Origin of the sequence: Providencia rettgeri (genome assembly GCF_041075285.1) — a bacterium.
Lineage (GTDB): Bacteria > Pseudomonadota > Gammaproteobacteria > Enterobacterales > Enterobacteriaceae > Providencia > Providencia rettgeri_G.
Window position 1 is genome coordinate 2238864 of the sequence record NZ_CP163512.1, and the last position, 14172, is coordinate 2253035.

Annotated in this window: 13 protein-coding genes; 2 read left to right on the forward strand and 11 right to left on the reverse strand. The window is 40.7% G+C overall.

What is annotated here, in order from left to right; genetic code table 11:
- Positions 1-294 precede the first annotated feature (294 nt).
- On the forward strand, positions 295-1122 hold the full coding sequence (gene elyC, locus AB6N04_RS10150) for an envelope biogenesis factor ElyC (protein ID WP_369308182.1): 828 nt from the start codon (positions 295-297) through the stop codon (positions 1120-1122).
- 66 nt (positions 1123-1188) lie between these two features.
- Here the strand turns inward: elyC and kdsB are convergent, their stop codons facing one another.
- From kdsB to AB6N04_RS10180, 6 genes are all read right to left on the reverse strand, one after another.
- A complete protein-coding gene (gene kdsB / locus AB6N04_RS10155; protein ID WP_369308183.1) occupies positions 1189-1935 on the reverse strand; it encodes a 3-deoxy-manno-octulosonate cytidylyltransferase in 747 nt (248 codons plus the stop codon).
- Positions 1936-1940: 5 nt separating this feature from the next.
- Positions 1941-2120, reverse strand: a complete 180-nt coding sequence (locus tag AB6N04_RS10160; RefSeq protein WP_369308184.1) for a Trm112 family protein — start codon at positions 2118-2120, stop codon at positions 1941-1943.
- Positions 2121-2255: 135 nt separating this feature from the next.
- Positions 2256-2471 (reverse strand): cold-shock protein, encoded by a 216-nt coding sequence (locus tag AB6N04_RS10165; RefSeq protein WP_206086645.1) that lies wholly within the window; start codon positions 2469-2471, stop codon positions 2256-2258.
- A gap of 399 nt (positions 2472-2870) precedes the next feature.
- Positions 2871-3869 (reverse strand): tetraacyldisaccharide 4'-kinase, encoded by a 999-nt coding sequence (gene lpxK, locus AB6N04_RS10170; RefSeq protein ID WP_369308185.1) that lies wholly within the window; start codon positions 3867-3869, stop codon positions 2871-2873.
- Positions 3866-5611 (reverse strand): lipid A ABC transporter ATP-binding protein/permease MsbA, encoded by a 1746-nt coding sequence (gene msbA, locus AB6N04_RS10175; RefSeq protein ID WP_369308186.1) that lies wholly within the window; start codon positions 5609-5611, stop codon positions 3866-3868. The genes lpxK and msbA overlap by 4 nt, the downstream gene beginning before the upstream one ends.
- 36 nt (positions 5612-5647) lie before the next feature.
- Positions 5648-8002 carry a DNA internalization-related competence protein ComEC/Rec2 gene (locus tag AB6N04_RS10180; protein ID WP_369308188.1) on the reverse strand — a complete coding sequence of 785 codons (2355 nt, stop codon included), beginning with the start codon at positions 8000-8002 and terminating at the stop codon, positions 5648-5650.
- A gap of 242 nt (positions 8003-8244) precedes the next feature.
- On the opposite strand from AB6N04_RS10180, the gene AB6N04_RS10185 reads away from it, so the two are divergent.
- Complete coding sequence (locus AB6N04_RS10185) at positions 8245-8466, forward strand: hypothetical protein (RefSeq protein WP_369308189.1); 222 nt, start codon at positions 8245-8247, stop codon at positions 8464-8466.
- A gap of 43 nt (positions 8467-8509) precedes the next feature.
- On the opposite strand, the gene ihfB is transcribed toward AB6N04_RS10185, so the two are convergent.
- The 5 genes from ihfB to serC form a co-directional block, all read right to left on the reverse strand.
- Positions 8510-8797, reverse strand: a complete 288-nt coding sequence (ihfB, locus tag AB6N04_RS10190) for an integration host factor subunit beta (RefSeq protein WP_006813582.1) — start codon at positions 8795-8797, stop codon at positions 8510-8512.
- A 54-nt stretch (positions 8798-8851) separates the two neighbouring features.
- Positions 8852-10525, reverse strand: coding sequence for a 30S ribosomal protein S1 (gene rpsA / locus AB6N04_RS10195; RefSeq protein WP_004909559.1), 1674 nt, complete (start codon positions 10523-10525; stop codon positions 8852-8854).
- A 174-nt stretch (positions 10526-10699) separates the two neighbouring features.
- On the reverse strand, positions 10700-11383 hold the full coding sequence (cmk, locus tag AB6N04_RS10200) for a (d)CMP kinase (protein ID WP_369308190.1): 684 nt from the start codon (positions 11381-11383) through the stop codon (positions 10700-10702).
- A 190-nt stretch (positions 11384-11573) separates the two neighbouring features.
- Positions 11574-12848, reverse strand: a complete 1275-nt coding sequence (gene aroA, locus AB6N04_RS10205) for a 3-phosphoshikimate 1-carboxyvinyltransferase (protein ID WP_369308192.1) — start codon at positions 12846-12848, stop codon at positions 11574-11576.
- A 119-nt stretch (positions 12849-12967) separates the two neighbouring features.
- Positions 12968-14059: a 3-phosphoserine/phosphohydroxythreonine transaminase gene (serC, locus tag AB6N04_RS10210; protein ID WP_369308193.1), complete on the reverse strand. Its 1092-nt coding sequence runs from the start codon at positions 14057-14059 to the stop codon at positions 12968-12970.
- Positions 14060-14172: the final 113 nt, after the last annotated feature.

Sequence of the window (14172 nt, forward strand, 5' to 3'; positions counted from 1 at the left end):
AGGTCAATTTGTCGCAAAAACATCCAAAATCAATCAATTTCATCCAGATATTGATGAAAATTTATCTGATCATGAATATTATCACTGAGTATTGTGCTTAACACACAAGATGTTGGCGACAACTGAAACGTAAATTATAACAGATAATAGCTATATTTTTGCATAGTAGTTTATTTTGCTCAGTGAATTTCATTTTGGCATTATTCGTGTGAATTTTCGTTGTTTTATGTAGCAAATTTGCCAAACTCATCAACAGTATTGGCTATCTGCCTCTCCCTGAATATAGGCTTGATTATGTTATTTTTCTTAAAGAAGTACATTGGTTCACTTTTAATGCCATTGCCATTATTGCTCATTATCGGGGCTATTGGGCTACTTTTACTATGGTTTACTCGCTGGCAAAAATGGGGAAAAAGCTTAACAACCATTAGCTTAATATTGATAGCACTACTTGGGCTGCAACCCGTTGCAGATAGTTTACTTGCGCCTATTGAGGGTAAATATAATAAACGCTATGAATTAATCACGCAGAACCCACCAAAAGATATCAAATATATCGTGGTATTAGGTGGTGGTTTTACCTATAACCCAGACTGGAGTCCGAGTGCTAACTTATTAAGCAATAGCTTACCAAGAGTCACCGAAGGTGTTCGGTTATATCTTAGTCACCCCGGCAGTAAGCTAATTTTTACCGGTGGAAAAGCGAGTAGCACGATAAGCAGTGCAGAGGTTGCCGCCAAAGTTGCACAATCATTAGGTGTTCCTGCAACCGATACCCTCCCTTTGACAGAGCCCAAAGATACGCAAGAAGAGGCTTACGAAGTTGAAAAAATCATTGGTAAAGCCCCTTTTTTACTCGTGACATCGGCGAATCATTTACCAAGAGCGATTACAATGTTTACAGATAGAGGCATGCAACCTTATCCTGCCCCAGCAAATCAACTCGCCATTAGCAGCGGTATTAATCCATGGGAAAAATACATCCCATCAGCCTATTACTTCGGTCATAGTGAGCGCGCTTGGTATGAGTTTATTGGCACAGTTTGGTGGCATATAAAGCCTGACAATACCCAAGCATTGGAAACGCCATTAACCCCACCTGAAATAACCGTTTCTGAATAAAAACAAAAAAGGCGTAACCTCGATATGTTACGCCTGTTTTATCGGTCATAAGTTGCGAATGAATATCTATGATAAGAATTGTTTTCTCACCAATGCTAAATCTTCTGGTGTGTCGACACCTGCCCCGGGGGTAGCTTTAGCAACATCCACATGGATTTTTTCACCATACCAGAGCACCCTAAGTTGCTCGAGCATTTCGATTTTCTCTAGAGGACTGGCTTCCCAGTGGATATAACGGCGAATAAAGCCGGCACGGTAAGCATAGATACCAATATGGCGTAAGAAAAAGTCGCCAATAGAATCATGGCTTTTGGCAAAATTGTCTCTATCCCACGGAATGGTTGCACGGGAAAAATACAATGCGTACCCTTCATGATCGGTAACCACTTTCACCGCATTTGGGTTGAATGCCTCATGTGCATCATGGATTGGCACAGCCAGTGTGCCCATATTTGCTTTGCTACCTTGCAGATTATGAGCGACTTGGCTAATAATTTCAGGTGGAATTAAAGGCTCATCGCCCTGCACATTAACAATGATTTCATCGTCAGAAAAGCCGTATATATCGATAACCTCAGCCAATCTTTCTGTACCAGATTGATGTTCTGGATCCGTCATACAAGCTTCACCGCCCGCGGCAATAACCGCATTCGCAACGTCTTGATGATCTGTCGCAACAATAACTCGGTTCGCCCCTGACTTAATGGCTTGCTCCATCACTCGGACAACCATTGGTTTGCCATGAATATCCGCCAGTGGCTTGCCTGGTAAACGCGTTGATGCATAACGAGCAGGAATAATAACCGTGAACATGGCGATTATTGTCCTTCATCTAATGAGACTTGGCGTGCTTCGTTTTCGAGTAAAACGGGAATGCCATCACGAATGGGATAGGCTAAATGGTCAAACTTACAAATAAGTTCGAGATTTTCTTTGTTGTAGCTTAATTTGCCATGACAAACAGGGCAGGCAATGATTTCAAGTAAACGGTGATCCATGTTTTCTCCCGAATGGATTTAACTCACTTGGAGTCAGGATATCACATGCAGATATCACCGTTAACTTTAATCTTTCTAAATAAGATCTCCTACCAAGATGAGAGGATGGAAGTAGGAGAAATTGTGCTGTTTTTTCTAGTAAGCAATAACGTCAGCAGCCGTTATGCCATCTGAACTACGAGTTAAAGAAAACTCGACGTTTTGACCTTCGAATAATGATTTGATTTTTTTATTAGCAATTGATTTTGTTGTCACAAATACATCATCTCCACCATTGAATGGTGAAATAAAACCGTAACCTTCTTTTGCGTCAAACCATTTAACTCGACCCATATGTAATTGAAAATTCATATTAAAACTCCTTTTGTTCTAAGAACAATATTTTTATTTTTGTATCATTACTCTTTCTTGCTTCCCATTTATAAATTGCCGATCTATTAATACATTAAAAGAGTAATTAAACTTTTACCAATTCATGCGCTAAATTGTTATGCATGTTTTATAACGCTCGCGAATGTAGATTTAAGGCACCACGCATCTGCTGTAAAATTAACAGTCTATTTTGACATTATGATGACAAAACTAAGTTACAACGATTTAACAACGTTGATGTGCGAGGATATGAAGACTAACTAAAGAACGGAGCGTGAAATTTAAGCTAGTATAAAATCCAATTATTACTGTATTGCATCTAGATACATAATAATTAGAACTATATCACAGTGACGATATTATTATCATAGTGAAGTGCTAATGGCAAGTTTTTTTGTTATTTGCGATAAGTTTTTTTATTTCACTTAGGATTTTTTGCTCGCCTGTGTGTGCCAATTGTGCTTTTACCGGTAGAAACCACCAGTTTGGCTGTGCGAATAAACGACATTTAACCGCATCTTTTTCTGTCATCAATAGGCTTTGGTTAGACTTAACAAGGGCTGAAAGTTGGTGTTGTTGATAATCTTGATGATCTGCAAAAGCATAGGTACTCACCAGATTAACTCCTTTTGTTTCTAAAGAGGCAAAAAAGCGTGGTGGATGCCCAATGCCTGCCATCGCAATCACAGATGGCAGTTGAGTAACAGGTTGCTCTTTTGAGGTCACAATATTGACAGCGGTATCCCCCTCAAGGGTCATTAATACTTCCCTTCCCTCAGGCTGCCCACCATTGACAATCAATGCATTTACGCTTTTTAAACGACTTGCTCGCTCACGCATAGGACCTGCGGGTAGCCACCATCCATTACCAAAACGACGTTGACCATCAATAACAACAATTTCATAGTCACGTTGTAAAGCGTAATGCTGTAAGCCATCATCAGTAATAATCACATCCAACTCATGTAAAGCGAGTAAAGCTTGAACTGCCTCACTACGTTTTGGTGCGACGGCAACCGGCGCTTTGGTACGGTGGTAAATCAGTACAGGTTCATCTCCAGCCGCTGTTGCGGTTGTCTTTTCATCAAGTACCAACGGGTAACTATGCGCTTTTCCACCATAACCTCGTGAAACAACACCAACTCGATAGCCTTGTTTTGCAAGTGATTCTAGTAACCAGATGACAACGGGGGTTTTACCATTCCCCCCAGCGGTCAAATTCCCCACCACAACAACAGGTATTGGTGATTTCCAAGAACGCTTTAACCCGACTTTATAAGCAGCACGACGTATTATCGCTATCAATCCATAAAGAAAAGATAACGGTAGTAGCAATATATAAAGCCACGATTTGCCAGACCAAATACGCTCTATCATTGTTTAAATTGAATACTATGAAGTTGGGAATAGGCACCATTTTGCGCTAATAATGACGTATGTGTTCCACGCTCAATGATACGGCCATCTTGCACCACTAAAATTTCATCCGCATTTTCAATTGTGGATAACCGATGAGCTATCACTAATGATGTTCTATTTTTCTGTAGCTCATCCAAAGCCGCTTGAATTGCTCGTTCAGACTCAGTATCAAGGGCAGATGTAGCCTCATCGAGGATCAGAATTGGCGCATCACGTAATAAAGCTCGTGCAATTGCAATACGCTGACGTTGGCCACCTGAAAGCATGACACCATTCTCACCAATAACGGTATCTAACCCTTTATCTAACTTAGCGATAAAGTCCATCGCGTAGGCCATTTCAGCCGCTTTTTCAATTTGTTCACGGCTATAACTACCGTCGGTCGCATAGGCAATGTTATTCGCGATCGTATCGTTAAACAGATAAACGTGTTGCGATACCAGTGCAACTTGGCTACGCAATGATGAAAGGGTGTAATCACGGATATCATTACCATCAATCTGAATAGAGCCTTTATCAATATCATAAAAACGTGTGATAAGATTCGCAATGGTCGATTTACCCGATCCTGACCGTCCAACTAGTGCAACTGATTTACCTGCCGGTAAGGTAAAAGAAACATCTTCTAATGCAGGGTGTTCTTTTGTCGCATAGGTGAAAGTGACATTTTCAAATTTGATATCACCTTTAACGTCTTTAAGTACTTTCGTACCGTCATCTTTTTCTTGGTCGGAATCTAAGATGGCAAATAATGTTTGGCAAGCCGCCATACCACGTTGGAATTGAGCATTAACGTTTGTCAATGATTTCAGAGGACGCATTAGCGCAAACATCGATGAGAAAACAACCGCAATAGTACCTGAAGTGAGTTCATCGCGAATATCAGGAAAACTTGCAGCATACAACACAAATGCGAGGGCGAATGAGGCGATTAATTGGATGATTGGGTCAGATATTGCCGATGCCGTCACCATTTTCATATTTTGACGACGCATATTGTTGCTGACTTTATAAAAACGTTCAGTTTCTACTTTTTGCCCACCAAAAATTAAGACTTCTTTATGACCTTTTAACATTTGCTCCGCACTTGCAGTAACATGCCCCATTCCTGTTTGCATATTTTTACTGATTTTACGAAAACGCTTCGAAACAATGCGGATAGTCACAGATACGATCGGCGCGATAACGATCAAAATAAGTGATAATTGCCAACTGTAATAAAACATCATCGTAAATAAACCGATGATATAAGCACCCTCACGAATAATTGTAATCAATGCCCCTGAAGATGAAGACGCAACTTGCTCTGAATCATAGGTAATTCGAGATAAAAGTGTACCTGTTGATTGTTGGTCAAAAAAACTGACAGGCATTCCCATCATATGACCAAAAAGCTTACGGCGCATATCCATCACGACCTTCCCTGCAACCCATGACACACAATAAGTTGAGACAAAGCTGGAGCCACCACGAACAACCATTAGACCTAATACCGCGAGGGGAAGCCATTTCAATACATCGTTATCGGCTTTATCGAAACCTTCGTCTAATAACGGTTTCAATAACGAAATCATAAACGCATCACCAGCAGCGTTTATAATAAGTGCTATTGCTGCAACAATTAAACCCGCTTTAAAAGGTGCAATAATCGGCCACAAGCGGCGAAAAGTTTGTTTTGTCGAAAGGTCTTTATCATTCATACTTTTAATTACCAGACTTAATGTAAGCGCACTATTCTACTCGGGAAATAGCGGTAAGCCAAACCACAGATGATACCAACGTGGGTAAATTTCATCACGATAGCTCTGAACATTGATATTTTCTTTGTTAAACCATAATGTTAACTGCCCTTTCTCCGCAGTATTTAACCATTGAATTTTGTTTTTTTTATACCTTTTATACACTTTTTCAGACGGAATTTTCCATGCGCTGTATCTCGCTGAGGAAACTAATACCATAGATGGTTGAACGTTTCTTAATAATAAGTTTGTTGAGGATGTTTGACTTCCGTGATGCGGTGCAAACAAAATCGCAGAACGGAGATTTTGTTTGTACATTTCAACGAGTTTTTCTTCACCTTTTTTTTCGATATCGCCCGTTAATAAAATTTTATGGTGTCCATCCGTAAACTGTATAACACATGAATCATTATTATGTGAAACTGCGGATAATTTCTCTGGCCATAAAACTTCAAATTTCAGTTTGTTCCACTGCCATTTTTGCCCTTTAACACAAGGAAGATGCATCATTCGCTTAAAATTATTAGACCTTTTTTTCTTAGATTTGGCCAAATGATTTCCAAAGCTACTACGAATATTCAACCAAGGATATTCTTTAATTAAATCACCAACCCCTCCTGTGTGATCCAAATGGTTGTGACTTAAGATGACTCCAATAGGTGTTATCTCTTTGTGTTTTAAAAAAGGGATAATTTGTCTTTTAGCGTTACTGTGCCCTTTCCAAGAGTTTCCTGTATCATATAAGTAAGCTAAATTATTTTGTTCAATAATTACAGCCAAGCCGTGCCCAACATCGAGTAGCGTCATACTCCAATCACTCTCTTGTTTTTTATCACCATTTCGCTCTATAAATAGCAAAATAACAATACATCCTATCAGGGAAAAATAGGTTTTATACCACTTAAATAAGAAAACCAATGCCATTAGCCAGCAAAGACATAATAGATAATAGGGAATATTAAAAAGATCTATCCAGTAACGACTTAAAAAGGGCAGCGGCTGTAACCCAAAATCAATAACTTTATCGATAAAACGAAAAATTAAATTTTGCATCTCAATACTGGGGACTAAAAAGATGCATAGTATTGCTGGTACCACCCCCCAAGATATTAATGGAACAAACCATAAATTTGCTATTAAGCTCATTATATTGATGCCATTAAATACAATTACCTGCATTGGTATTAATAACATCAACAATCCTATTTGCAAATGGAACAAAGCAATAACTTTACCAATAATTTTTCGTTGTATTAGATTTGTGGATAATGGAAAGACCATCAGCCAATACAAAATTGCTAAAACAGCAAAGCTCGATAGCCAAAAGCTATCGGATAAAATAGCAAGTGGATCGAACAATAAAATCCCGGCAATACTCCATAACGCCCACTGCCAAGAAAAATATAATGCGTGTCGACTTCGAATATAAACCCACAGAAGTAAGGCAAATAGTGCCCGTGTCGCTGGAATTGCAAAACCAGAGATCCATGCATACAAAAATGCTAATGTTACCCCCAACAGGATGGGAATAGCCTGATCCATAAAGCGAATGGGAAGCACATATTGTACCCCTCTGGCGATAATAACCCCTAAGCAATAGGCTAAGCCGATATGTAAGCCTGAAATCGCCATGAGGTGGGTTAACCCCGTTTGCTGCAATAGCAACGAGTGCTTTTCAGATAATAGTGTGCGTTCTCCAAACATTAACCCATAGATAATTCCTACATTTTTTAACTCACTCATTGCCCCCACAAAGTGATTAATTATGTTTTGTCTTTTAGCGCATTCTGGTTTCAATAGCGTATTTTGTTTACTTTTTAGTGAACCAATGATCCTTTGTGATAGTTGATACCGTTGTTGATTAAAACTTCCTTCATTCAAAGAAGCATGTAAGGGTTTTAATTTACTGTGAATTCGCCATGTTTGCCCAGCACATATGCTTTCTTTACTTTTCCAAATTGCATAAAGAGGTGGAAAAATATTTTTATTATTGACCTTATCGATTCGGACTTTCAGCTTTTGCTCTTTTTCTTCAACGGGTATGCTTACGACCGTTATATCTAGATAATGGTGCCTTTCTGATAACAAATTCATATTGTTAGTTATATTATTTCCGTGCCAATTACCCCATAAAAAAATAATTATTAGTAAAATAATAAATTTATTTATTTTATTACAAATACTCATAAACAAAATAAGGGTAGAAAAAAGCAGAGCAAATATAGCATTTTCAAGATATAAAAGTTTAGGCATAAATAATAAAGGTAATGTCCCACCAATGACAGCAAGTGATAACCAAGTCAGTGACAGTGGCTGTCCTTTATATTCCAATATCCTGCGTTTTAATTTCATTATTCCCATTTCAAAATTAACTTATTTATTCAACTTTTCCCTTGTAGCTAATTTACCCCCTATCGATTTAATTTTTAATTTATGAATATTGCTTTGGATAGCGCTTCCCAATTATTTTTCTAAAATAATACTCATTACACTTTTTTTGCGAAGCGCTTCGCACTGATAACCAAACTTAACTAAATGCTATTTTGTTTTAGTATTTTTAGTATATTCTGCAAATAGTGCTGATACTGGTGCTGATGCTGATGCTGATGCTGATGCTGATGCTGGTGCTGGTGCTGGTGCTGGTGCTGGTGCTGGTGCTGGTGCTGGTGCTGGTGCTGGTGCTGGTGCTGGTGCTGGTGCTGGTGCTGGTGCTGGTGCTGGTGCTGGTGCTGGTGCTGGTGCTGGTGCTGGTGCTGGTGCTGGTGCTGGTGCTGGTGCTGGTGCTGGTCAGGATATATAAAAACAGCGCTATGTGAAACACAAGCGCTGTTTGATGTAATAATTAAGATTTACAGCCTATTATTGACCGTAGATATTTACACGATCACGTAACTCTTTACCTGGTTTAAAGTGAGGAACGTATTTACCTTCCAGTTCCACTTTATCACCTGTTTTTGGGTTACGGCCAACGCGTGGTGCACGGTAGTGAAGAGAAAAACTGCCGAAACCACGGACTTCAATACGCTCACCGCTAGCTAGCGTATCAGCCATATGCTCAAGAATTTCCTTTACAGCTTCCTCAACGGTTTTTGCTGAAAGATGAGATTGCTGGCTAGCCAGTCTTTCAATTAATTCAGACTTGGTCATAGTACCTCCCTAAACTACCGCTACAAAGGGGCAACCTTCGTTGCCCCCACTTAATTATTCGCCTTTAGCTGCTTTGAAAGCTTCAGCCATAGCATTGTTGCCGAATGCTGTATCTTCTTGTTTGTTCACAGCTGCGACAGCGTCTTTCTCATCAGCTTCGTCTTTAGCGCGAACAGACAGGTTGATTACACGGTTTTTACGATCAACACCAGTGTATTTAGCTTCAACATCATCGCCAACGTTCAGAACCAGAGTTGCATCTTCAACACGGTCACGTGAAGCTTCTGATGCACGCAGGTAACCTTCAACGCCCAGTGTCAGCTCAACAGTTGCACCTTTTGCATCAACTGCGATTACTTTACCAGTTACGATTGCGCCTTTCTTAGTTGCTGCTAAGTAGTTATTGAATGGATCTTCAGCTAACTGTTTAACACCTAAAGAAATACGCTCACGCTCTGCGTCGACTTGCAGAACAACAGCTGCGATTTCGTCACCTTTTTTGTATTCACGAACTGCTTCTTCGCCTGCAACGTTCCAGGAGATGTCAGACAAGTGAACCAGGCCATCGATGCCGCCGTCCAGTCCGATGAAGATACCGAAGTCAGTGATTGACTTGATTTTACCTTCAACACGGTCGCCTTTGTTGTGAGTTTCTGCAAATTGCTGCCATGGGTTAGATTTGCATTGTTTCAGGCCCAGTGAGATACGACGACGTTCTTCATCGATATCCAGAACCATAACTTCAACAACATCACCAACGTTAACAACTTTAGATGGGTGGATGTTTTTGTTTGTCCAATCCATTTCTGAAACGTGAACCAGACCTTCAACGCCTTCTTCGATTTCAACGAAGCAACCATAGTCAGTCAGGTTAGTCACGCGACCAGTCAGTTTAGTACCTTCTGGGTAACGTTTAGCGATTGCGACCCAAGGATCTTCGCCCAGTTGTTTCAGACCCAGAGAAACACGCGTGCGCTCACGGTCGAATTTCAGAACTTTAACATTGATTTCATCACCAACGTTGACGATTTCGCTTGGGTGTTTAACACGTTTCCAAGCCATGTCAGTGATGTGCAGCAGGCCGTCAACACCGCCCAGATCAACGAATGCACCGTAGTCAGTAAGGTTCTTAACGATACCTTTAACTTCCATGCCTTCTTGCAGGTTTTCCAGCAGTTGATCGCGCTCAGCGCTGCTTTCAGATTCAATTACAGCACGACGAGAAACAACAACGTTGTTGCGTTTCTGATCCAGCTTGATTACTTTGAACTCAAGCTCTTTGCCTTCCAAGTGAGTCGTATCACGAACTGGGCGTACATCTACCAGAGAACCTGGTAAGAACGCACGAATACCGTTCAGCTCAACAGTGAAACCGCCTTTAACTTTACCGTTGATAACACCAGTTACAGTTTCAGCTTCTTCGTAAGCTTTTTCCAGCATCAGCCATGCTTCATGGCGTTTAGCTTTCTCACGAGACAGGATAGTTTCACCGAAACCATCTTCTACTGCATCCAGAGCTACATCGATTTCGTCGCCAACTTGGATTTCTAGCTCACCCTGAGCATTTTTGAACTGTTCTACTGGGATAGCAGATTCTGATTTAAGACCTGCGTCAACCAGGACTACGTCTTTATCGATGGCAACAACAGTACCACGAACAATAGAACCAGGACGAGTTTCAATATTCTGCAGGGATTCTTCAAAGAGTTGAGCAAAAGATTCAGTCATATTAATGATCTTCAAGAGTTTTAAATTAACGTCCACTTAGCTTCCCGCCAAATGGGGTTGTTTCACATACCCGACAACATTCCATGTCGCAAGGTTGATGTTATGCTAATAAAATAACCAACATAACAGTAAGTGCGTATATTATCTAATTATAAGCTAAAATAAAGCCTATTATCACGATAATTGTAGAATTTTTTTTGCGTAGGTGCGTGCTTTTTCAATAACTTCGTCAATAGACATACTTGTTGAATCCAGCACTAACGCGTCTTTTGCAGCAACAAGAGGGGCAACGGAACGGTTACGGTCTCGAAAATCACGCTCTTCAATTTCGCTCAAAAGACGTTCAAAATTAACATCAAAGCCCTTTTCTTGCAACTGCTTCATACGCCGATGTGCACGTTCTTCCGCTGAAGCATCAAGGAAAATTTTGACTGGCGCATCTGGAAATACCACCGTTCCCATATCACGACCGTCGGCAATTAACCCGGGCATTGTGCGAAATGCCCGCTGACGTCTTAATAGAGCTTCTCTGACACGTGGAAAAGTCGCAGTTTGGGAAGCGGTATTACCGACTGTTTCCGTTCTTATCTGATTGGAAACATCTTCCCCTTCTAAAATAACTTTTAATACATTATCTTCAGGGACAAAACGCACATCTAAATTCGCTGCCAGTGGCACTAATGCATCTTCTGATTGGATATCAACATGGTGATGCAATGCCGCTAATGCCAGCACTCGATATATTGCACCTGAGTCTAAAAGTTGCCATCCAAAATCATTTGCTAATGCTTGGCAAAGCGTACCTTTACCGGCTCCGCTAGGTCCATCCACCGTGATTACAGGGGCGATTGCCACCATAAAAAAATCTCCTTTCCTGCAAGTAACCTTAGCTACCTGCAATTGAATTCAGTGAAGCTATTATACCAACTCATCGATTTTGTGAAATAAGCAGGTTCTGATGTTCACCAGAAAATAGGAGATAATTTCTGTTTAGCAAGGTGAAAGGGTTGATATTACCCTCTTAATATCAACCCTTTTAATCGCATGATTAACTTAATCGAGCCAACTGCTCAAAGTAATCAGGGAAGGTTTTGGCAGTACAACCTGGGTCTAAAATAGTGACGGGCGTATCCGATAATGCAACTAACGAAAAGCACATAGCGATACGGTGATCATTATAGGTTTCAATTTCTGCATGTTTTAATTTTTTCGGTGGTACCACTCGAATATAATCATGCCCTTCTTCTACCTCTGCACCCACTTTACGTAGTTCAGTCGCCATCGCATATAACCGATCAGTTTCTTTTACTCGCCAGTTATAAATGTTACGAATTACGGTTTCGCCCTCTGCAAATAATGCAACAGTACCAATGGTCATCGCAGCATCAGGAATTGCATTCATATCCATATCAATCCCGTTGAGTGTTCCGCGCTCGCACTCCACAAAATCATCACCCCAGCGAATGGTTGCCCCCATTTTTTCTAGCACATTGGCAAACTTAGTATCACCTTGCAAACTGTTGCGACCAATGCCTGTGACTCGTACAGTCCCCCCTTTAATCGCCGCAGCAGCAAGGAAATAGGAGGCAGAAGAAGCATCCCCTTCAACTAAATATTCACCCGGTGATTGGTATTGCTGTTGCCCTTTAATGATAAAGGTCTGATATTGGTGGTTTTCCACCTCAACGCCAAAGGTTTTCATTAAGGCTAATGTGATATCAATGTACGGTTTAGAGACTAGCTCACCGATAATTGAAATAGTCGTATCTTGTTTGGCACGCGGTGCTGCCATTAATAATGCGGTTAAAAATTGGCTTGACACCGAGCCATCGACTGAAATTTGACCACCGATAAAGCCGCCTCTGAGGCGGATTGGTGGGTAATTTTCTTGCTCTAAGTAGTCAATGACTGCACCACCTTCTCTTAGTGCATCCACTAAGTGCCCAATTGGCCGCTCTTTCATACGAGGTTCACCTGTCAGTACAATGTCATTGTCACTCAATGACAAAGCCGCAGCCAGCGGACGCATTGCGGTTCCCGCATTGCCTAGAAATAATTCTAACGTATCTGGATGAGATAAATTCCCGCCCAAACCTTCGACACAACAACGTGTTTTATCTTCAGAGAGTTGGTAACTAACGCCTAACTGGCTTAATGCATTCAGCATATGGCGAATATCATCACTGTCTAATAAGTTAGTGAGTGTGGTCGTTCCTTTTGCCATCGCAGCTAATAACAGTGCGCGGTTTGAGACACTTTTTGACCCTGGCAAATTAATTGTGCCGTGAATTGAAGAGATAGGTTGTAATGTCAGGGATTGCATAAAAAGCTGTTTCTCCAGTGAAGTTTGCAAATAAATAAAATTTGGCTCTGGTTTCTTTTTGTCGAATATGCAGAGCGCAAATAACCGACTGAACATCCTATTTCAGTCGGTAAATCTGATTATTGAGCGTTATGACGTTCGAAATCAGCCATAAAATCAACCAATGCCTGTACACCTGCTAGCGGCATCGCATTGTAGATAGATGCACGCATTCCACCTGAGACTTTATGCCCTTTTAGTGAAAGCAAACCTTGCTCTTTCGCTTCTTCAATGAATTTAGCGTCTAGTGCAGGGTTTTGCATTTGAAATGGCACATTCATCCAAGAGCGGTTTTCCACGGCAACACGGTTAATATAAAATTGACTATCATCAATGGCATTGTAGAGTAATTGTGATTTTTCATAGTTGCGTTTTGCCATTTCTTGCAAACCACCCTGCTCTTTTAACCATTTGAAAACCATACCCGCTAAATACCATGCAAATGTTGGCGGGGTATTAAACATGGAATCATGTTTTGCTAACACGTTGTAATCAAACACGGAAGGAGTCTGTGGTGACGCTTTACCTAATAAATCTTCACGAATAATAACAATCGTTAACCCTGCTGGCCCGATATTCTTTTGAGCGCCCGCGTAAATTACGCCATAACGGCTGACATCGATAGGTTTAGACAAGATGGAAGAAGAGTAGTCAGCAACAATAATTTTATCTTCTGGGAAATCGGGGTCTTCGTGGATCGCTAAACCGCCAATAGTTTCATTAGGGCAGTAATGTACATAAGCCGCATCATCACTTAAAGGCCATTCGCTCATGGGTTTTAAACTCACAACACCATCTTTTTCTTCGGCAATTTGAATCACATTTGGCGTGCAATATTTTGCAGCTTCTTTCGCCGCAGATTCCGACCAATAGCCACTTACGATATAATCTGCGGTGGTTTTGTCCCCTAATAAATTCATTGGCAAAGTGGCAAAATGAGCGCGGGCACCACCGTGACAGAATAATACTTTATAGTTATCTGGAATATTTAATAAGTCACGTAAGTTCTGCTCTGCTTCCGACGCCACTTCAATAAAGTCTTTTCCGCGATGGCTAACTTCCATCACTGAAACACCTAAACCCTTCCAATTACAAAATTCTTGTTCAGCACGACGCATCACTTCAACAGGTAGCATTGCTGGACCTGCACTGAAATTATAAACCTGACTCATTGACCTCACCCTACCTTCAATTATTGTTAGCAAAATTCACTCAGAGACTTAGAGTTGTACCATTGTGAGCTTTTAGCTGCAACGGTTATTGTCGCTCAATAATGAAATGGGAT